A 20,615-nucleotide genomic window follows, 5' to 3' on the forward strand; every position below is an offset into this window, starting at 1 on the left:
GGTGGCGCGCCGGTTCTCGATGATCAAGCTGCCGCCGCTCTCGCACGCCAAGGACGGCAAGCCCCTCGCCAGGCAGATCGCGGTCTTCTGTCAGCAGGCGGGACTGGAACCGCCGAATGATCCCGAGCTGATCCCTCGCCTGGTTCACGCCAGCCGCGAACGTTTCGGGCGTTGCATCGAAACCATCATTTACGCAATCGAGGTTGCCCTTAGATGCGGCGCCGTCCAGCTCGACAGGCAACACTTCGCGGAGGCCTGGGGCATGCAGGAGGGCTGCGCTTACGGTCGCAACGTCTTTCTCTCGGAGCGGTGGTCCGAGATCGAGCTACACGATCAGCACGTAGTAGAGCCCCAACCCCGCCGGAAACGGGGGAGAGGCCAGTAGCGCCGTCACCGGGTGCGCTGGTCTCCTGAAGCGATAAGGCCGCCACCGACAGTTTCGAGCCTAAACCTCATCGTCCTGCCGAAGAGGCCGCAGATATTCTGCGGCCTCTTTCTTTTGCGCATTTGCTTGTCGTGGCCCGGCCGATCGGGCGAGACATTCGGCTGAATGTCCGCTTGTGACGCGGCACGCTAAAAACTACTCGACTGTGTCGCCGTGCGGCACGAAAAAACCAGCACAATGCATCACGGAAAAGAATCTACCGTGGGGCGCGCGAAAAGCCTATGTGCAAACATTCCTTGTCAAAATGTTCATTTTGCCTGAAAAAAGTGCAAACTCTGCTTGCAGCCACACACAACCTTGCTGACGCGGGTCAACTGCATTTCGAGTGACCGCAGGCGCGGCAGGTCATGCAGCCTTCTATCATCACCATCTCGTAGACGCCGCAAGCGGGGCAGGCGGCGCCGCGTTTGCCCGCGCCCATCACCGCGGCCCTGGCCTGCGGGTCGGATTTCAGACCCAGTCCCGCGCCCTCGATGAAGCCGATCTTGATCAGGTGCTCCTCGATCACGCCGCCGATCGCGGCCAGGATCGAGGGGATGTAGCGGCCTTGCATCCAGGCGCCGCCGCGCGGGTCGAAGACCGCCTTCAACTCCTCCACCACGAAGCTCACGTCGCCCCCACGGCGGAAGACGGCCGAGATCATGCGCGTCAGCGCCACGGTCCAGGCGTAATGCTCCATGTTCTTCGAGTTGATGAAGACCTCGAAGGGTCGCCGCCGACCGCCGACGATGATGTCGTTGATGGTGATGTAGATCGCGTGTTCGGAGACTGGCCATTTCAGCTTGTAGGTCTGCCCCTCCAGCGCTTCGGGGCGGTCGAGGGGTTCGGAAAGATAGATCACCTCGGCGCCGGTGTCGGCCTGGGGGGCGATGTCGGTGGTTTCGGACACGGTCAGGACGGATCCCGTCACGTCGTTCGGACGGTAGGTCGTGCAACCCTTGCAGCCCATGTCCCAGGCGGCGAGGTAGACGTCCTTGAACGCTTCGAAACCTATGGCCTCGGGCACGTTGATCGTCTTCGAGATCGAGGAATCCACCCATTTCTGCGCTGCGGCCTGCATCTTCACGTGGTCGATGGGCGCCAGCGTCTGCGCGTTCACGAAATACGCCGGCAGTGGTTCGTCGCCCTTCAACTCTCGCCACATCTGGACGGCGTAGTCCACGACCTCCTCCTCGGTACGGGAGCCGTCGGGCTGCAGGACCTTGCGCTTGTAGCTGTAGGCGAAGACGGGCTCGATCCCCGAGGAGACATTCCCAGCGTAGAGGCTGATGGTGCCGGTGGGCGCGATCGAGGTCAGGAGCGCGTTGCGGATGCCGTGGGTGCGGATCGCGTTGCGCACATCCGCGTCCATCTGGAGCATGTTGCCCGACGCAAGGAACTTCTCGGCGTCGAAAAGGGGAAACGCGCCCTTTTCCTTCGCCAATTCAACGGAAGCGAGGTAGGCGCTGCGCGCAATGGCCTTCATCCAGGTTTCGGTCTGCGCCACCGCGTCGTCGGCGCCGTAGCGCAGCCCGAGCATCAGGAGCGCATCGGCCAGCCCCGTGACGCCCAGACCGATGCGGCGCTTCAGGCGCGCTTCCTCGGCCTGCTTGGGGAGGGGGAAGCGGCTGGCGTCGACGACGTTGTCCATCATCCGGATGGCCAGTCGCACCAGATCGTCCAGCGCCGTCGCGTCGAGTCTTGCGTCTTCGGTGAAGGGGTCGGTGACCAGCCGGGCGAGGTTGACCGAGCCGAGAAGGCAGGCTCCATAGGGCGGCAACGGTTGTTCCCCGCAGGGGTTGGTCGCGGCGATTTTTTCACAATAGTTCAGGTTGTTGGCCTGATTGATCCGGTCGATGAAGATCACGCCCGGCTCGGCGTAGTCGTAGGTCGCGCGCATGATCCGGTTCCACAGGTCGCGCGCCTGGACGGTCTGGTAGACCTTGCCCTCGAAGACGAGATCCCAGGGGCCGTCGTCCCTGACCGCTTCCATGAAGGGGTCGGTGACCAGAACCGAGAGGTTGAACATGCGCAGGCGCGCGGCGTCTTGTTTGGCGATGATGAAGGCCTCGATATCCGGGTGGTCGCAGCGCATCGTCGCCATCATCGCGCCGCGGCGCGAGCCGGCGGACATGATCGTGCGGCACATCGCGTCCCAGACATCCATGAACGACAACGGCCCCGAGGCGTCGGCGGCGACCCCGGCGACGGGTGCGCCCTTGGGCCGTATCGTGCTGAAATCATACCCGATTCCACCGCCCTGCTGCATCGTCAGCGCGGCTTCCTTCAGCATGTCGAAGATGCCGCCCATGCTGTCGGGGATGGTGCCCATGACGAAGCAGTTGAACAGCGTGACCGACCGGCCGGTGCCGGCGCCGGCGGTGATGCGGCCGGCGGGGAGGTATTTGAAATCCTCCAAGGCATTGAAAAAGCGGTCTTCCCATTTCGCGGGCTCGGCCTCGACCGAGGCCAGGGCGCGGGCGATGCGGCGCCAGGTGTCTTCGATCGTGCCGTCGATGGGGGTGCCGTCGGCGGCCTTCAGGCGGTATTTCATGTCCCAGATCTGCTCGGCAATGGGGGCGGCGAAACGGGTCATGCGCAAATCCTGTGGTGCGGCCTGGGGAGTCACCCAAGATACGCCTGTCCGAGGCGCTGGTCAAACCCTAGTGCGTTGCACGGCCGGGCCGCTGACAGCGGCTGCCGACCCGTTTTCGGCGTAGGAAACCGGGCCGAATGGCGTTGCGCGGGGGTGTTGCGGGCGTGCGGTGGCGTGTGAGGGCGGCAAGTTCGAGATTTGCGGCGCAGGCCGCTGAAAAGGCGCGATTTTCGGCTGCCAGCAAGTGGCTGGCAAGCGTATGGCAAGCGTATGGCAAACGTATGGCAGTTATTACCAACTGGCTAATTTTTGCCGCTTTCGGCGGGCATTCCGGATGTGGGCGCCCTGCGGGCCGCTCGATCAGACGGGGCCACGGTTGGCGAAGACCGACCAGTTCATGCGGTCCGACAACCGCTCCAGCGCCATGACGCCCAGGCGGGAATTGCCGGCCTCGTCCAGGCCGGGCGACCAGACCCCGATCGACGCGGTGCCCGGCACCACCGCCAGGATGCCGCCGCCGACCCCGCTTTTCGCGGGCAGTCCGGTGCGGTAGGCAAACTCGCCCGAGCCGTCGTACATGCCGCAGGTCAGCATCAGCGACAGGATGCGCCGCGCGCGCTTAATCCGCCGCTGGTCCGCGTCGTCGGGTTTGGGCGGTTCGGGCGGAATCAGGAAAAGGCCCAGCCGCGCCAGTTGGTGGCAGGACAACTCCATCGCGCATTGCAGCACGTAGGGCAGCATGACCTTGGCCGGTTCGTTGTCGAAATTGCCGAAGTGCCGCGCGATATGCATCAGCGCGGTGTTCTGGTCGCCGCCCTGGCGCGAGCTTTCGATCACCTCATCGCTGAAGGTGACCTTGTCGCCGTCGAGGTGCTTTTCGACGAAGCTGCGGACGGCGTGCGCGGCTTCGTCCGAGCCGTATTTCGATACCAGAAGGTCGATCACCACCAGCGCGCCGGCGTTGACCAGCGGGTTGCGCGGATAGCCCTTGTACTGTTCCAGGTCGATGACCGTGTCGAACGGGTTGCCCGAGGGCTCGCGGCCGACGCGTTTCCAGAGCGCGTCGCCGATGGCCTCGTGCGCCAGTTCCAGCGACAGGATCTTCGAGATGCTCTGGATCGAGAAGGGCACCTGCGCATCGCCGGCGCTGGCGACGACGCCCTCGCCGGGAAACGCCACGGCGATGCCGAACTGGTGCAGATCGACGCGCGACAGCGCCTCGTCCTCGGGCGGCATGCCCCAGCCGTCAGTCTCGTGCATCTCCTGCGCGATCTCGTCGAGGGCGCGCTGAAGTGCGGCTCGTTCGCCGCGTTTGGTTTTGGCCATGAAAAATCCTTCTCGCGAAAATCCCTTTCGCAGGGCAACGCGCCGGGGGCGGAAAGGTTGCCGGTCTTGCCGCTTGCCAGTCGGGCCGCCGCGGCCTAGATGCCAAGGCGATGGCGGGCGTGATCCATATCCTGAAACTCTGCGTCGGCGCCGAGGCGGTCGAGGACCTGATCGCCTGGCAGCGCACGCGCGCGGCGCAGAACCCCGACGGGTTGCCGCGGCACGTCACCCGGATGTGGCCGCGCCGCGAGGCCGAGGTGCTGAACGGCGGCTCTCTTTTCTGGGTGTTCAAGGGGCTGGTGCTGGCCCGCCAGCGGATCCTGCGCTTTGACGAGGTGACGGGCGCCGACAGAATCCTGCGCTGCGGGCTGGTGCTGGAACCGGCGCTGGTGCGCACCGAGCCGCAGCCGCGCCGCCCGTTCCAGGGCTGGCGCTACCTCAAGCCCGAGGATGCACCCCGTGACCTGCCCGCGGCGCGCAAGGGCGATGACGCGCTGCCCCCCGCGATGAGTGCTGCGCTGGCCGACCTGGGACTGCGCTAGGTCGTGCCTTCGCCCTGGGCGTCGATCAGCTGGCGCACGGCGTAATCGGCGGCGTCGTCGAAGGGTTTGAGGATCACGCTGGCGCCCTTGGCGAGCAGTTTCTCGGCCTCGGCGACCTGCTGCACGGACAGGAAGACCTTGCCCTTGTAGTTGGCCGATTGCAGGCCGTGCAGCAGCGCCAGCTGCGGGTCGGCCTCGGTCAGGCTGGCGCGGTCGCGGGGAACGGCCGAGACCACGGCGCGGACCCTGGAAAGGTCCAGATGCACGACGAATTCGGGGTCGGTGGCGTCGCCGTAGCTGGCGTCCAGCCCCATGCCGCGCCAGTGTTCCAGCGCCTCGGGATCGAAGTCGATGCCGAGGACGCGGAAGCCACGCGCCTTCAGGCCCTGACCGATCCGGCAGCCGTAGCGGCCCAGCCCGAAGATCACGTAGTCGTAGCGCCGGTCGAGGGCGGCGTCTTCGGCATCCTCGGCCTCGCGCCAGGCGGTGCGGCGTTCGAAGACGCCGAGGAACGGCTCGCAGATCGCGTAGAGCTTGTGCGACCAGGTGATCATGTAGACCGAGAGCGCGATGGTCACGAGGCCGACGAGTGTGACCAGCCCCATCGCCCCCTCGCCGACATGGCCGATGGTGATGCCCATCGCCATGAAGATCAACGAGAATTCCGAGATCTGCGCCACCGTCAGACCGGCGAGGAAGCCGGTGCGCTTGCGGTAGCCCATATAACCCATGATGGCGAGCACGATCAGCGGGTTGCCGATCAGCACGAAGAGCGACAGCACGATCGCCGGGCCGATCTGGTCGCCCAGCGTCGACAGGTCCAACGCCGCGCCGAGGTTGATGAAGAAGAACAGCAAGAGAAAGTCGCGCAGGGACGCCAGCCGCGAGCCGATGGCGTCGCGGTACTGGGTGGAGGCGAGGGAGACCCCGGCCAGCAGCCCGCCCAGTTCCTTGCCGAAACCCAGCGCGTCGCCCGCCGCCGCCAGCCCCGCCGCCCAGCCGACGGCGAAGATCACCATCAGTTCCGACGAGCCCGAGATCACGCGCAGCAGCGGGTCGGCGACATAGCGGATGAAGACCATGACGAAGGCGATCATGCCCGCCCCGCCCAGGAAGACCAGCACCACGTCCCAGAGCGATCCCGCCTGGTCGCCCATCCCCACGCCCAGCGCCGACAGCGTGACCATCGCAAGGACGACGAAGATGTCCTGCACGATCAGGAAGCCCAGCGCGATCTTGCCGTGCAGCGCGCCGATCTCCTGCTTGTCGGACAGAAGCTTGACGATGATGATGGTCGAAGAGAAGGTCAGCGCCACCGCGATGTAGATCGAGGTCAGCCAGTCGAGGCCGAGGCCGAGGCAGATGAGAAAGCCGAAGAAGGCGGTGAAGCCGACCTGGCCCAGCCCCGTCGCCACCGCCACCCTGCCGAGGTTGCGCACCAGCGAGACATCGAGCTTCAGCCCGACGAGGAAGAGCAGTACCGCGATCGAGATCTGGCTCAGCGTCTCGATGAAATCGGTGGAACTGACCAGGCCCAGCGCATCCGGCCCGGCCAGCAGCCCGACCGCGATGAAGGCGACGATCAGCGGCTGGCGCAACAGCATCCCGACGAGGCCCAGTGCCGAGGCGAGCAGCACCAGTATGGCGATCTCGTAGAAGACGGAGGCGAAATCGTGCGTCATGCGGGTCGCCCGGGATTGGGAAATGCCGGGAACGACCTAGCCGATCCGGCCCGGTTTGGCCAGATGCCGGCGGGGTCTGCACGCTGTCAGGGCCGCGCGGGGAGGGGCATGCGTTTCACGTGCGCTAATCCGGCCGGGTGGGATCCGGCCGGGCAACCTCGTGTGCTGACCCTGGGCTGCGGCCAGGGCCGCTTTCCGTCCTGGGCGCAGATCAGGGGCCGTAGGGCGATACGCAGACGCGGCGCGGCCCGTTGTAGGGCTGATAGCTGTTGTCCACCACGCGGTAGGAGCGCCAGCGATTGCGGCACCAGTTCAGGTGATTGCTGCTGAGAACGCCACTGGCGTGGGCCCCGCCGCGGCGCGGCTGCTGATGCAACTGGTTGACGATCAGGCCGCCGACGATGGCGCCGACGACCGCGGATCCCAGGTCGGGACCGCTGCTGCGTCGCTGCGGTGCCGGCCGGCCGTAGTGGTGTCGCCGATTGCGCTCGTTGAAGCGCCTGTTCTGTGTGCCGCGGCGGTCGAAGCCCCGGCGGTTGTCGAAGCGATTGTTATAGCGATTGTTGAAACGGTTCCTGGACTGCACCTGCACCAGGTTCTCGGCGACAGAGCCCTGGAAGACCGCGTTGATCGGTGCCGGAGTACCCGCCTGCCCCGCGCTGACCGGGCTGGTCGCGACCGGTGACAGGGCCAGGACAGCGGCACACACTGTTGAAATAATTGTCTTCATCGTGTCCTCCTCTGATTGGATCCACGCGGTTCTCCTCTCCACGCTCTCCTGATGAACGCGCGAAGGCGTCGCTTCTGTCGAAATCGGACATGACTTTGATGTGAGGCCGCAGGGTCGGATGCGGTGATTTCCAGCGCGCAGCCCCGAAAATACTCAAAATCGCGACGGTATTTGCTGGTGAGAGAGGGGTTGTCCAAATTTGGACGCCGACGCCGGGCAGAGGCGGCTCGACCGCATCGTTCCGGGCGCCAGCGCGCCCTTCGTCGTGGCTTCAGTGACGCGCTGGACGAAGGGCATTCAACAGCCCAAGATGGCCGCCCCGTGGCAACCGGCAGGGACCGCCCGATGAACCTCGATCAGCTTCGAACCTTTCTCTGGGTGGCCCGGCTCGGCGGCGTGAGGCGCGCGTCCGAGCAGATGAACGTTTCGCAACCCGCGGTCTCGGCACGCCTGCAGGCGCTCGAAGACTCGCTCCGCGTCCGGCTTCTGGATCGCACCACGCGCGGGGTTAGCCTGACGCGTGAGGGCGAATTGCTGCGCGGCTACGCCGAGCAGATGTTCTTCGTCCAGCAGGAGATCCTGCAGCGCGTGGCCGACCGGTCGGGCGCCACGGGGCTGTTTCGGGTCGGCGCCTCTGAAACGGTCGCGGAATCCTGGCTGCCGCAGTTCCTCAAACGGCTGAGTGCCGAGTTTCCGCGCTTGGATCTGGAGCTGACGGTCGATATCTCGGTCAATCTGCGCGAGGCGCTGCTGGCCCGCCAGCTTGACCTCGCCTTCCTGATGGGCCCCATCTCCGAGTTCAGCGTGGCGAATACCGACCTGCCGGAATTTGCGCTGGGTTGGTATCGTGCGGCCGGCACCGAGACCGCGGATTTCCTCAGCAGCCCAGTGATCAGCTATGCGCGCAACACGCGGCCCTACCGCGAACTGGTGGCCGAACTGGGCAAGCGCTACGGGCCGAAGGTACGTATCTACAGCTGCGCGTCGCTGTCGGCCAGCATGCAGATGATCGCGTCGGGGATCGGTGTCGGTCCGGTCCCGATCGCACTGGCGCGAGAGCGCGTCGCGGCCGGTCAGCTGGAGCGGTTCGATCCGGGCTGGACGCCGGCGCCGCTGCGCTTCACGGCCTCCTGGGTGGCCGATCCCCACAACTCGCTGGCGGAGCGGTGCGCGGAGCTGGCGCAGGCGGTCGCAGAAGATTGGTGATCGATTTTGCTGATCGGATCTGCCTCAAAATGAAAATTTGTACGGATTGCCAGTATCCGCGATGGTGCCTCCATCAAATCGGGGGACGAAAGCATGTGGCAATTCTGGGTCGATCGTGGTGGCACCTTCACCGACATCGTGGCGCGCGCGCCAGACGGCATGCTGAGTTCGCACAAATTTCTTTCCGAGAACCCGGAACTCTACGCCGATGCCGCTGTGTACGGTATCAACCGCATCCTGTCCGAAGCGCCCGAGTCCGCGCCGGGCATCGCCGCGGTGCGCATGGGAACCACGGTCGCAACCAACGCGCTTCTCGAGCGCAAGGGCGATCCGACGCTCTTGATCGTCAACGCGGGTTTCGGCTATGTGCTGCGGATCGGCTATCAGGCTCGCCCGCGGCTTTTCGATCTGAACGTGACGCTGCCGGACGTGCTCTATACCCGGGTTGCCGAGGTGGCCGGGCGTCTGGACAGCGCAGGCAACGAGATTGTCCCGCTCGACGAGGCGGCGACGCGCACGGCGCTTCAGGCGGCGTTCGCGCAGGGGATCCGCGGCGTGGCGATCGGCTTCATCCACGGCTGGCTGAACCCCGCGCACGAGGCCCGCGTCGCCGCCATCGCGCTGGAAGTGGGTTTCACGCAGGTCACCAGCTCGCACGAGGTGGCGCGGCTGATCAAGCTGATCGCGCGGACCGACACGGCGGTGGCCGATGCCTATCTCTCGCCGATCCTGCGGCGTTATGTCGACCGTGTCTCGGGCGCGCTGAAGCTGACGGGAAAGGGGCAGCTTGCGTTCATGCAGTCCTCGGGCGGGCTGACCGATGCGGCGAATTTCCGCGGCCGCGACGCGATCCTGTCGGGACCGGCGGGCGGCGTCGTCGGCATGGTCCAGACGGCGCTGGCGGCGGGGCTGAAGCGGCTGATCGGCTTTGACATGGGCGGCACCTCGACCGATGTCTGCCATTACAACGGCACGTTCGAGCGGGTCTACGAGACCGAGGTGGCGGGCGTGCGGATGCGCGCCCCGATGCTGGACATTCACACTGTCGCGGCGGGCGGCGGGTCGGTCTGCGCGTTCCGTGACGGGCGCTACCAGGTGGGGCCGGACAGCGCCGGCGCCGATCCGGGCCCGGCCTGCTACCGGCGCGGGGGGCCGCTGACGGTGACCGACTGCAACGTGGTGCTGGGGCGCATTTCGGCGCGCGACTTTCCGGCCGTTTTCGGGCCCGAAGGTGACCAGCCACTGGACCGCGACGCGGCCGTTGCCGCCTGCACCCGGCTGGCCGAACAGGTCGCCGAGGAGACCGGCCTGCCCGTGGCGCGGCCCGAGGATGTGGCCGAGGGCTTCCTGCGCATTGCGCTGGAGAACATGGCCGCGGCGATCAAGAAGATCAGCGTCGAGCGCGGCCATGACGTGACGGGTTACACGCTGTGCTGCTTCGGCGGTGCCGGCGGGCAGCATGCCTGCGGCGTGGCCGAGGTGCTGCGCATCCGCCGCGCCTATCTGCATCCGCTGGCCGGGGTGCTCTCGGCCTATGGCATGGGCCTTGCGCATCTGACCGCGATGCGCCAGCAGCAGGCCAACCTGCCGGTGACCGATGCCCGGGCGGCTGAAATCATCGCGGAACTGCGCACCGAGGCGCAGGGCGAACTGATCGAGCAGGGCGTGACCGGCGACGGCATCGTCACCCGCGAAGTTGCCTTCCTGCGCTATCCGGGCGCGGCGCAGACGCTCGAGGTGGCCTTCGACACGCCGGCGGCGATGACCGACGCCTTCGCACAGGCGCATCTGGTGCGCTTCGGCTTCGTGCCGGAAGGGGCCGCGCCCGAGATCGACATGCTCTCGGTCGAGGCGCGCGATAGTGCCGAGACCCTCGATCCCGCCATTCTGCCGGAGGCGCATGATCTGGCGGCGCCGGGCACCACGCCCGCCTGGCTTGACGGCGCGGACCGGCAGATCGGGCTTTTCCACCGCGACAGGCTTGCGCCGGGCGAGCGCATCGTGGGCCCGGCGCTGATCGCCGAACGCATCGGCACGGTGTTCGTTGCCGACGGTTGGGTGGCACAGGTCGACAGCGCGCTGGGGTTGCATCTGACGCATGTGGCCGCGGTCGCGCATTCGGATCTGGGCGCGGCGTCGCTGGCCAGTCCCGACCCGGTCCTGCTGGAGGTGATGTCGAACCGCTTCATGTCGGTGGCCGAACAGATGGGCGGCACGCTCGCCAACACCGCGCAGTCGGTCAACATCAAGGAGCGCATGGACTTCTCCTGCGCGCTGTTCGATGCGGCCGGCAATCTGGTCGCCAACGCCCCGCATGTCCCGGTGCATCTGGGCTCGATGTCGGACTCGGTGCGCGCCACGGCGCGCAGTTTCGCCGGGCGGATGGAACCGGGCGACGCCTTCATGCTGAACTCGCCCTTCGAGGGCGGCACGCATCTGCCCGACGTCACCGTCATCACGCCGGTCTTCGACGAGGCCGGCGGCGCGATCGTGAACTATGTCGCCTCACGCGGGCATCACGCCGATATCGGCGGCACTACGCCCGGATCGCTGCCCCCCGACAGCCGCACGATCCACGACGAGGGCGTGATCTTCGGGCCGGTGCAGCTGGTGCGCAAGGGAAGGCTTTTGGAGCGCGAGACCCGCGAACGGCTGGCCTCCGGCCCGCATCCCTGCCGCCAGATCGACCAGAACATCGCCGATCTGGCCGCGCAGATCGCCGCGAACGAGACCGGCATCGCCGCCTTGCGCTCGATGCGGGCGGAATTCGGCGCCGATGTGGTCACGGCCTATACCGCCCATGTCCAGGGCAATGCCGAACATGCCGTTCGTCAGGCAATTTCGGCGCTGAAGGACAGCACGTTCGAACTGCCGATGGACATCGGCGCGCGGATCAGGGTGCAGATCCGCGTCGACCACGACGCGCAAGGGGCCGAGATCGACTTCACCGGCACCTCGCCGCAGCAGGATGGCAACTACAACGCGCCCCTGTCGATCTGCCGTGCGGCGGTGCTCTATGTCTTCCGCTGCCTTGTCGGGCGGGACATCCCACTGAACGAGGGCTGCCTGAAGCCGCTCAAGCTGATCGTGCCCGAAGGCTGCATGATCAACCCGAGGCCCCCCGCCGCCGTCATCGCCGGCAATACCGAGGTCAGCCAGGCGATCACCGAGTGCCTCTTTGGCGCTCTGGGCGTGATCGCGGGCTCACAGGGGACGATGAACAATTTCGCCTGGGGCGACGCCCGCTTCCAGAACTACGAGACGATCTGCGGCGGTATGGGGGCGACCTCCAAGGGTCCCGGCGCCAGTGCGGTGCAGGTGCACATGACCAACACGCGCCTGACCGACCCCGAGATCCTGGAGACCCGGTTCCCGGTGCGGCTGGAAGAAATGGCGATCCGCCTTGGCTCGGGTGGGGCAGGGCAGCACGCGGGGGGCGACGGTATCCGCCGGCGGCTGCGCGCGCTCGGCCCGATGACCGCGACGCTCCTGACCTCGAACCGGGTGCAGCAGCCGTACGGGCTGGCCGGCGGGCGGACGGGACAGCCGGGTGTCAATGCGGTCGTACGGGCCGATGGCGTCCTCAGCGCGTTGCAGGGTCGCGACCAGGTCGAACTGGCGGCCGGCGACTGCATCGTGATCGAAACGCCCGGCGGCGGCGGGTATGGTGATCCGGAGTCCTGATCGATGGTGATCCGAAACCATTATTTGACCCGATACCCCAGTCGCGCGACACTGAAGCCCTCAATACGAAATGCGAGCATGCCATGAACCGCCAGGATCTTTCGGCACTCCGTGAAACCATCCGCTCGGGCGCCTTCTCGGGCCACACCGCCGGGCTGGCGCCGGGCAAGCTGCAATGCAACCTCGCCATCCTGCCGGAATCGCACGCGCTCGACTTCCTGCGCTTCTGCCTGCGTAACCCGAAACCCTGCCCGATCGTCGCAGTCGGTGAGACAGGCGATCCCATGCTCTACACGCTCGGGCGCGACATCGACGTGCGCCGCGACACGCCGCGCTACCGGCTCTACCGAGACGGGCGCTTCGCCGCCGAGATGACCGACATCACCGAGCACTGGCACGACGACATGGTGACGGTGGCGCTGGGTTGTTCCTTCACCTTCGAGCGCGCGCTGATGGCGGCCGGAATCCCGATGCGCCACATCGAACGCGACGTCACGGTCCCGATGTATCGCACCAGCCTGCCGCTGGTGTCCGCCGGGCCGTTCGGCGGCACCATGGTCGTTTCGATGCGCCCGCTGCGCGGCGGCGATATCGCCCGCGCCGCTGAGATCAGCGCCCGCTATCCGCTCGCGCACGGCGCGCCGGTGCATGTCGGCAATCCCGCCGCGATCGGGATCGACAATCTGGATCGCCCCGACTGGGGCGACCCGGTGCCGGTCCATGACGACGAGATCCCGGTTTTCTGGGGCTGCGGCGTGACGCCCCAGAACGCGCTGCTCGCCGCCCGCGTGCCGCTGGTCATCACCCACGCTCCCGGCCACATGCTGATCAGCGATATCGACGAGGACGCGCCGATACCGATTCTAGCCGACTGAGACCAACCACCACCAACCAACGGGGAAGAAACCATGAAACTGAAACTCGCAACCGCCTTCCTGGTGACCAGCGCGCTTGCCGTGCCGGCCCAGGCCGAGATGCTGTCGGTGGTCGGCAGCTGGTCGAACCTGCCTCTGCACCGCCAGTACGAGGCGCCGTTCTGGAACGAGATCCTGCCCGATGCCTCGGGCGGGGATATCGAGGTCGCGCTGACCACCCATAACGAGATGGGGCTCGGCGTCGGCGACGTCTTCAACCTTCTCGCCGAGGGCGTCTACGACGTGGCGATGACCGTGGGCGACTACGCCGTGGCCGACGCACCGGAGCTTGAGGCGCTCGATGTGCCGCTGATCGCGCTCGACGCCGAGAGCGCGCGCGCCAAGACCGAGGCCGCGCGCCCGATGGTCGAGGACATCTTCCGCGACCGCTTCAACAGCCATGTGCTGGCCATCGCCCCCTATCCACCGCAGATCGTCTTCTGCAACGCCGAGATTGCCGGGCTCGAGGATCTGCGCGGGTTGAAGGTGCGCGGCTCCGGGCGGATGACGGCGAAACTTCTGGAAGCGCTGGGCGCCGAAGGCGTGAACGTCGATTTCGGCGAGGTTCCGGGCGCGCTGCAACGCGGCGCCATCGACTGTGCGGTGACCGGCGCCGGATCGGGCTACAATGCCGGCTGGTGGGAAGTGTCCTCGCATCTTCTGACGCTACCGCTGGGCGGCTGGGATCCGGTCGTCACCGCGATCAACCTCGACCGCTGGAACAGCCTCAGCGCCGAGATGCAGGAACTGATCACCACCGAGATCAAGACCAGTTTCGAGGATCCGGCCTGGGCCTCGGCGCAGGATGCGCTGGTCAACGACGTGGCCTGCCTGACCGGCATCGGCGACTGCCCGCACGGCGAGTCGCGTTCGATGGTGCTGGTCGAGGCGAGCGAGGAGGATTTCGCTACCGCGCGCAGGATCCTGGAGACCGAGGTGCTGCCGGATTGGGCGGCCCGCGCCGGAAGCGACTGGGCAACGCGCTGGAACGAAGAGGTCGGATCGGTCGTCGGCGTGACGGTCCCGGTGAACTGAACGCGAAACCTGCAAGGGATCGGACGCCACATGGCACTGCGCCTTCTTGAATTTCTCAAATGGTTCAATCGCGGCATCGCGCTTGCGGTCGGGCTGGGGCTGCTGGCCTGTGTCGCCTTCGTTCTGATCGAGATCACCTTGCGACGGCTCGGCTCGTCGCTGGGTGGCACCACCGAGATTACCGGCTACGTCATGGCGGTGGCCACCGCCTGGGGCATGGGATTTGCGCTGATGGAACTGGCGCATGTCCGCATCGAGATGCTGCGCACGCAACTCGCGCAATGGGGGCGGGTGATGCTGGACCTCATAGCAATGCTGGCGATGTCGGGAACGGTCGTGCTGATCGCATTCCGCGCCTGGCCGGTCCTGTCCCGCAGCATCGCCAACGACTCGCGTGCCAATACCGTTCTGGAAACCCCGCTGTGGATCCCGCAAAGCCTGTGGTTCGCCGGCTGGGCTTGGTTTGCCTTTATGACCTGCGCGGTCACGCTGATCGTACTGGTGCTGATCCTTCAGGGTCGGCTCGGGCAGGTCGAAGCCGCCATCGGTCCCGGCAACGAGGTCGACGCCGAGTTGGAGCACGCGAAATGATCCTCTATGTCTCGGTCGGGCTTCTCGGCCTTCTGTCGCTGACGATCCCTGTGGGGATCGTGCTTTTCCTGCTTGGCATCGGGATCGACCAGTTCTTTACGCCGTTCCCGCTGGTTCGCGGCATGGGGCAGATGATCTGGTCAGCCTCGAACAGCTCCACCCTGATCGCGATCCCGTTCTTCGTGCTTCTCGGCGAGGTGCTCGTGCGCGGGGGCGTCGCCGCCAAAACCTACGGCGCGCTCGACAAATGGATGAGCTGGCTGCCCGGCGGGCTGATCCATGCCAATATCGGGACGGCGACGATGTTCTCGGCAACCTCAGGCTCGTCAGTCGCGACCGCCGCGACCGTCGCCACCGTCGCCATGCCGCAGGCCGAAAAGCTCGGCTATGACCCGCGGCTCTTTTCCGGCGCGATCGCGGCGGGCGGTACGCTGGGGATCATGATCCCGCCCTCGATCAATCTGATCGTCTATGGGTTTCTCACCGAAAGCTCGATCCCGCAGCTTTTCCTCGCGGGCCTCATTCCGGGGCTTCTTCTGGCGGTCGCCTTCAGCGTGGTAACCGCGCTGATCTGCATGTTGCGTCCGAACCTGGGGGGCGAGCGGCGATTTTTCCCGCTGCGGGAGATGCTGGCCGGGCTCGTCCATCTGATCCCGATTCTGATCCTTTTCGCGGCCATCGTCGGCTCGATCTACCGGGGCTGGGCAACGCCGACCGAGGCCGCCGCGGTGGGGGTCGGCATGGCCTTCCTGATCGCCGCCTTTTCGGGCGGGGTGAACTGGCCGATGCTGCATGAGGCACTTTTGGGCACGATGCGCATCACGGCCATGATAATGCTCGTGGTTCTCGGCGCGGCGTTTCTCAACTTCACGTTGTCGGCCGCCGGGCTTGGGCGCGAATTGCGCGCCTTCATGGACGGTCTGGGCTTGTCGCCCTTGATGATGCTGATGGTCATCGTGCTGATCTACATCGTGCTCGGTTTCTTCATCGAGACGCTGTCGCTGATGGTGGTGACGATCCCGATCATGGTGCCGATCGTCGTCGGCCTCGGCTATGACGCGATCTGGTTCGGCATCCTGATGATCGTGCTGGTCGAGATGGCGTTGATCACGCCACCTGTCGGGCTGAACCTCTATGTCGTGCAGGGCGCGCGAAAAAGCGGCAGATTGTCCGAAGTCATGGTTGGCTGCATCCCCTATGCGCTGATCATGCTCTTGATGGCCTTTGCCCTGATCGCCTTTCCCGGTCTCGCTCTCTGGCTGCCGGCGAACCTGTGATGCGACTCGCAAACCTGCGTGACACTGGTAATGGAGGCTTCCATGACAACTGAACTCACGTTCGAGGCCGAGGGACGCGCGCACAGGATCGCTGTCTCGCAGCTGATTGTCGCGGGCTGGACCGGGCGGGATATGAAGGCGGTCCAGCACCACATCGACGAGCTTGCCGCGTTGGGCGTGCCCGCTCCGTCCACGGTCCCGCTCCACTACCGGGTCGCGGCGGGATTGCTCAGCACCACCGACCGCCTGCAGGTGCTGGAGAATGAGACCTCGGGTGAGGCCGAGCCGCTTCTGATCCACGACGGCCAGACGCTCTGGCTCGGCCTCGGCTCCGATCACACCGACCGCGGGCTCGAGACCGTTTCGGTCGCGCACGCCAAACAGGCGTGCGGCAAGCCGGTCGCTACCGGCCTCTGGCGATTTGACGCACTAGCCGACCGCCTTGACACGCTCGAACTGGCGTCCTTCGTTCGCGAGGATGCGGATGCCGACTGGATTCCCTATCAACGCGGCACCCTCGCCGAGATCCGGCCGCTCGCCGATCTCATGGCCGCTCTTCCCGATGGTGGCCTGCGTCCGGGAATGGCCATGCTCTGCGGTACCCTTGCTGCCATCGGCGGCGTTCGCCCGGCTCGGCATTTCCGCATGGAACTGACCGATCCGGAAACCGGTCGGCACCTTTCGCACAGCTACGCGGTCGAGGCGCTGCCGGTCGTCGCCTGAAATACCTGCCCTTGTTGGCCGTCATCCGCCGCAAGCGTTTGCGCCAACCTCGGATTCCCGCGCGGTCCGAATTCCGCAATAAACCTCTTTCTGCATAACGGACAGGTGCGCGATCCGGGACTTTCCATTCCCGTCCTGCACGGGTAGGTTGCGGCTAAACAACGCTCCGGTTGAAATGTCGGACGACGCGACCCGCAGCATGCGGGGCAAAGAGGTCGGAATGGTGCGCGCAGAAGGCAGCTATCCCCGCAAGCAGATCCCTGTCATCGCTGCGTTTCTGGCCCTTGTGGGCGTGGCGGTCTCCGGCTGCACGCTGGGCAGCGGCGGTACGAACGGCACGGTCCGCGTCGGCACCACCACCGGGGGTGGCCAGATGGTCGAACGCGACGTGGAGGCCCCCGAGGTCTTTCAGATGGAAGAAGCCGGGCTCTGGGACGGGCGCCCGTCTCTTGGCGGCGTGTGGGTGGCGCATCCCGAAGCTGTCGATCCCGAGCGCGTCGTCATTCTGAATGCCGAGAGCGGTGCCAGCGTTACCGGTGCGCTTTTCCGGCGGGAACGGGACAATCCGGGGCCACGCTTCCAGCTTTCGTCCGAAGCGGCCAACGCCCTGGGAATCCTGCCCGGCGCGCCGACGCCGATCCGTGTGACCGCCCTGCGGCTCGAGCAGGTCGAGGTCGCCCCGGTCGAGGGGCCTGCAGAAGACGAGGCCGAGATCGCCGAAGTCGCCGCCCCGGAGGATGCGCAACCCGAGGCGCCGCGGGGATTGCGGGCACTTTTCCAGCGTCGCCCGCCGCCCGCACCGTCAGACGATGCAGCCGAGGACGGCACCAACGACGAGCCACCTTCGCGCGCGGCGACAGACAGGAATGTGATCCTGCACTGATCGGGTTTGAAGAATCGTTCGCGAGCGGGCAGAACGATGCCGAAGCGCACCACCGCGCCCACAGCGAACAAGGGAACCGCCCATGCCAGCGATCCGCCTTCGTGCACGCCTGACGGCCGCATTCCTCAGCCTCGTGCTGATCGGCCTTGCACCGCTGAGCGCTTCGGCGCAGGTGCCGTTCGAGACGCGCGCGCCGAACATTCTGGTGCTTGACCTCAACACCGGGCAGGTCCTGATCGACCGGAATTCCGACGTGCCCCTGCCGCCCGCCTCGATGTCGAAGCTGATGACGCTTCTGATGCTCTTCGAGTCGATCGAGGATGGCCGCGTCACCATGGACACCACCTGGACGGTTTCGGAACGCGCGCACGCGATGGGTGGCTCTTCGATGTTCCTGGAGACCCGCCATGCGCCGACCACCGAGGATCTGATCCGCGGGATTGCCGTGCTGTCTGGAAACGACGCCACCGTGGTCGTGGCCGAGGGGCTGGCCGGTAGCGAGGAAGCCTTCGGACAGATCGCCACGCAGCGCGCGCGAGAACTGGGCATGACCAACACGAACATCATGAATGCCTCGGGCTGGCCCCACCCGCAGCACCGCATGAGCCTGCGCGATCTGGCGACGCTTTCGAGCCTTATCCTGAACGAGTTTCCGCAGTACTATCCCTATCTTGCCGAGCCGGAATTCACCTGGAACAACATCACCCAGCCGAACCGGCTGCCACTGATCGGCACCGGGCTCGGCATGGACGGGCTGAAGACCGGCCACACGACCGAGGCGGGATACGCGCTGACCGGGTCGGCGTTGCAGGGCACGCGGCGGATCGTCTTCGTCTTTTCGGGCCTGACCAGCGAGCGCGAACGCGCCGAAGAGGCCGAGCGGATCATCAACTGGGCCTTCCGCCAGTTCGCCGAACGCCGCGTGGCACAGGGAGGACAGGTGCTGGCCGAAGCCGAGGTCTGGATGGGCGAGGCGGCGAGCGTGCCGCTGGTCGCGACGCAGGAACATGCGATCCTGGTGCCCGCGATGGGCACGACCGAGTTGCAGGCGCGCGTGGAATATGACGGTCCGCTGAGCGCGCCGATCGCGCAGGGGGACGAGGTTGCCCGGCTGATCGTCGAGGTGCCGGGTTCGGCGCCGCTGACCTTCCCGCTGGTCGCCGGCGCCGATGTGGCGCGGGGCGGTTTCGCGCCGCGGATGCGCAGTGCGGCGACCGTGCTTGCCGACCGCATGGGCGTGACGCTGCCGTGAACGGAAAGTGTTGCGCCGGCTTTTTCATCACCTTCGAAGGGATCGATGGATCCGGCAAGTCTACCCAGGCAAGGCAGCTTGCGGAAACGCTTGGTGCGCGGCTGACCCGCGAGCCCGGCGGTTCGCCCGGTGCCGAGCAGATCCGTCGCCTGCTGGTCGAGGGGGAGGCGGGAAGATGGTCGGCGGAGACCGAAATCCTTCTGTTCACAGCCGCACGGCGTGACCATCTGGAAAAGACCATCCTGCCGGCGCTGGAGGCCGGCGGAGTGATCGTATCGGACCGGTTCGCCGATTCGACCCGGATCTATCAGGGGGTCGCGCGCGCAACGCTGCGCGACACGGTGGACCGACTGCACGCGTTGATGATCGCACAGGAACCCGACCTCACCTTCGTCATCGACACCGATCCGAAGGTGGCGCTGGAACGCGGCCTCGGGCGCGGAAGCGGAGAGGACAGGTTCGAATCTTTCGGCGTCGATTTTCAGGAACGACTACGCGCGGGTTTCCTGGCTCTGGCAGAGGAGTATCCCGACCGCGTGCGCGTGATCGACGGCAACCGCGCCCCGACCGCAATCGCGGCCGAGGTCGCGGCGCTGGCGCGGGACGCCCTTGCGCGGCGGGATCATGGCTGAACCGGCACCCGAACCCGATCAAATCGAGGGCGCGCCGCATCCGCGCGAGGCGCCCGCGATCTTCGGCCAAGGCGTGGCCGAGGCCGGCTTCCTGCAGGCCTTCAATTCGGGCCGGCTGCATCACGGCTGGCTCCTGACCGGTCCCCGCGGGGTCGGCAAGGCGACGCTGGCCTGGCGGATCGCGCGCTTCCTGCTGGCCCAGCCGCAACCAGGCGAGGCGGGGCTTTTCGGCGCGCCGCCGGAACCCGACAGCCTGGACATTGCGCCCGATCATCCGGTGGCGCGGCCGATGCTGGCGCAGTCCGAACCCCGGCTGAAACTGATCCGCCGCACCCCGAACGAACGTGGGGTAATGCGTCAGGTCATCGCGGTCGAGGATGTGCGCGCGCTGCGCGACTTCTTCGGCCTCAGCGCGACGGACGGCGGACGGCGCGTGGTGATCGTCGATGCCGCCGACGAGATGAATCCCAACGCCGCAAACGCGATCCTGAAACTGCTGGAGGAACCGCCAGCGGGGGCGGTTCTGTTGCTCGTCTCGCACCAGCCCTCGCGTCTCTTGCCGACGATCCGGTCGCGTTGTCGGGTGTTGAAACTCGCCCCGCTCGACGCCGCGGCGATGGCCGCGGCACTGGACCAGGCCGGTGCCGGCGACGTCGATGCGGCGGCGCTGGCGGCACTTTCGGGTGGATCGGTGGGGGAGGCGCTGCGGCTTCTGTCCGGCAACGGGCTGGAGCTTTACGGCCAGATTGCGGCGCTTCTGGCGGCGATGCCGGGGGCTCCGCGTCCTGACCTGATCCGGCTGGCCGACAGTGCTGCAGGACGCGGCAGCGAAGGGCGGTTCGACCTGATCGTCCGGCTCACCGATCTGGCGGTGGCCCGGCTGGCGCGGGCGGGCGCAAGCGGCGTGACCCCGGACGAGGCGGTGCCCGGCGAGGCGGCGATGATGGCGCGCCTTGCCCGGAACGCGGGCGCGGCGCGCGTCTGGGCGGATCTGGCGGCCGATCTGGGCGCGCGGGCCCGGGCGGGCAAGGCGGTCAACCTTGACCCTGCCGCGCTGGTCATCGATATGTTCCTGCGCATGGAAACAGCGGCCAGAAGCCTGGCCCGATGAGGCCAGG

At 66.6% G+C, this 20,615-nt stretch carries 15 protein-coding genes and 2 pseudogenes; 13 read left to right on the forward strand and 4 right to left on the reverse strand.

The window, feature by feature from the left end:
- Nucleotides 1–385: pseudogene (locus tag IM708_RS15480) on the forward strand (transposase); the annotation flags it as partial.
- Nucleotides 386–755: 370 nt separating this feature from the next.
- Here the strand turns inward: IM708_RS15480 and IM708_RS15485 are convergent.
- Nucleotides 756–3,020, reverse strand: coding sequence for an adenosylcobalamin-dependent ribonucleoside-diphosphate reductase (locus IM708_RS15485; protein WP_209427486.1), 2,265 nt, complete (start codon nt 3,018–3,020; stop codon nt 756–758).
- Nucleotides 3,021–3,380: 360 nt separating this feature from the next.
- Nucleotides 3,381–4,346 (reverse strand): glutaminase A, encoded by a 966-nt coding sequence (gene glsA / locus IM708_RS15490; RefSeq protein WP_209427487.1) that lies wholly within the window; start codon nt 4,344–4,346, stop codon nt 3,381–3,383.
- A gap of 110 nt (nt 4,347–4,456) precedes the next feature.
- On the opposite strand from glsA, the gene IM708_RS15495 reads away from it, so the two are divergent.
- Nucleotides 4,457–4,888 carry a DUF1489 domain-containing protein gene (locus IM708_RS15495; RefSeq protein ID WP_209427488.1) on the forward strand — a complete coding sequence of 144 codons (432 nt, stop codon included), beginning with the start codon at nt 4,457–4,459 and terminating at the stop codon, nt 4,886–4,888.
- Here the strand turns inward: IM708_RS15495 and IM708_RS15500 are convergent.
- Nucleotides 4,885–6,570, reverse strand: coding sequence for a cation:proton antiporter family protein (locus IM708_RS15500; RefSeq protein WP_209427489.1), 1,686 nt, complete (start codon nt 6,568–6,570; stop codon nt 4,885–4,887). The genes IM708_RS15495 and IM708_RS15500 overlap by 4 nt on opposite strands.
- A gap of 211 nt (nt 6,571–6,781) precedes the next feature.
- Complete coding sequence (locus IM708_RS15505) at nt 6,782–7,300, reverse strand: BA14K family protein (protein ID WP_209427490.1); 519 nt, start codon at nt 7,298–7,300, stop codon at nt 6,782–6,784.
- A gap of 345 nt (nt 7,301–7,645) precedes the next feature.
- Here IM708_RS15505 and IM708_RS15510 point away from each other — a divergent pair, with 345 nt between their 5' ends.
- The 11 genes and pseudogenes from IM708_RS15510 to IM708_RS15560 all read left to right on the forward strand — a co-directional run bounded on the left by IM708_RS15510 (nt 7,646) and on the right by IM708_RS15560 (nt 20,608).
- Nucleotides 7,646–8,506 (forward strand): LysR family transcriptional regulator, encoded by an 861-nt coding sequence (locus IM708_RS15510; RefSeq protein ID WP_209427491.1) that lies wholly within the window; start codon nt 7,646–7,648, stop codon nt 8,504–8,506.
- 93 nt (nt 8,507–8,599) lie between these two features.
- Nucleotides 8,600–12,190 carry a hydantoinase B/oxoprolinase family protein gene (locus tag IM708_RS15515; RefSeq protein WP_209427492.1) on the forward strand — a complete coding sequence of 1,197 codons (3,591 nt, stop codon included), beginning with the start codon at nt 8,600–8,602 and terminating at the stop codon, nt 12,188–12,190.
- A gap of 83 nt (nt 12,191–12,273) precedes the next feature.
- Nucleotides 12,274–13,065 carry a putative hydro-lyase gene (locus IM708_RS15520; RefSeq protein ID WP_209427493.1) on the forward strand — a complete coding sequence of 264 codons (792 nt, stop codon included), beginning with the start codon at nt 12,274–12,276 and terminating at the stop codon, nt 13,063–13,065.
- 33 nt (nt 13,066–13,098) lie between these two features.
- The gene (locus IM708_RS15525; protein ID WP_209427494.1) at nt 13,099–14,139 is read left to right on the forward strand and encodes a TRAP transporter substrate-binding protein; all 1,041 of its coding nucleotides are present in this window, start codon (nt 13,099–13,101) and stop codon (nt 14,137–14,139) included.
- A 30-nt stretch (nt 14,140–14,169) separates the two neighbouring features.
- On the forward strand, nt 14,170–14,730 hold the full coding sequence (locus IM708_RS15530) for a TRAP transporter small permease subunit (protein WP_209427495.1): 561 nt from the start codon (nt 14,170–14,172) through the stop codon (nt 14,728–14,730).
- Complete coding sequence (locus IM708_RS15535) at nt 14,727–16,007, forward strand: TRAP transporter large permease (protein ID WP_209427496.1); 1,281 nt, start codon at nt 14,727–14,729, stop codon at nt 16,005–16,007. Before IM708_RS15530 ends, IM708_RS15535 begins: the two co-directional genes overlap by 4 nt.
- Before the next feature lie 42 nt (nt 16,008–16,049).
- On the forward strand, nt 16,050–16,730 hold the full coding sequence (locus IM708_RS15540; RefSeq protein WP_245243234.1) for a DUF2848 domain-containing protein: 681 nt from the start codon (nt 16,050–16,052) through the stop codon (nt 16,728–16,730).
- Nucleotides 16,731–17,043: 313 nt separating this feature from the next.
- A pseudogene (locus tag IM708_RS21340) lies at nt 17,044–17,400 on the forward strand (SPOR domain-containing protein); the annotation flags it as partial.
- A gap of 295 nt (nt 17,401–17,695) precedes the next feature.
- The gene (locus IM708_RS15550; RefSeq protein WP_209427499.1) at nt 17,696–18,865 is read left to right on the forward strand and encodes a D-alanyl-D-alanine carboxypeptidase family protein; all 1,170 of its coding nucleotides are present in this window, start codon (nt 17,696–17,698) and stop codon (nt 18,863–18,865) included.
- Nucleotides 18,862–19,497, forward strand: coding sequence for a dTMP kinase (gene tmk / locus IM708_RS15555; RefSeq protein ID WP_209427500.1), 636 nt, complete (start codon nt 18,862–18,864; stop codon nt 19,495–19,497). The genes IM708_RS15550 and tmk overlap by 4 nt, the downstream gene beginning before the upstream one ends.
- On the forward strand, nt 19,490–20,608 hold the full coding sequence (locus IM708_RS15560; protein ID WP_209427501.1) for a DNA polymerase III subunit delta': 1,119 nt from the start codon (nt 19,490–19,492) through the stop codon (nt 20,606–20,608). The genes tmk and IM708_RS15560 overlap by 8 nt, the downstream gene beginning before the upstream one ends.
- The last annotated feature ends 7 nt before the right edge of the window (nt 20,609–20,615 follow it).

It is taken from the genome of Pararhodobacter sp. SW119, assembly GCF_017811755.1.
Classification (GTDB): Bacteria; Pseudomonadota; Alphaproteobacteria; order Rhodobacterales; family Rhodobacteraceae; genus Pararhodobacter.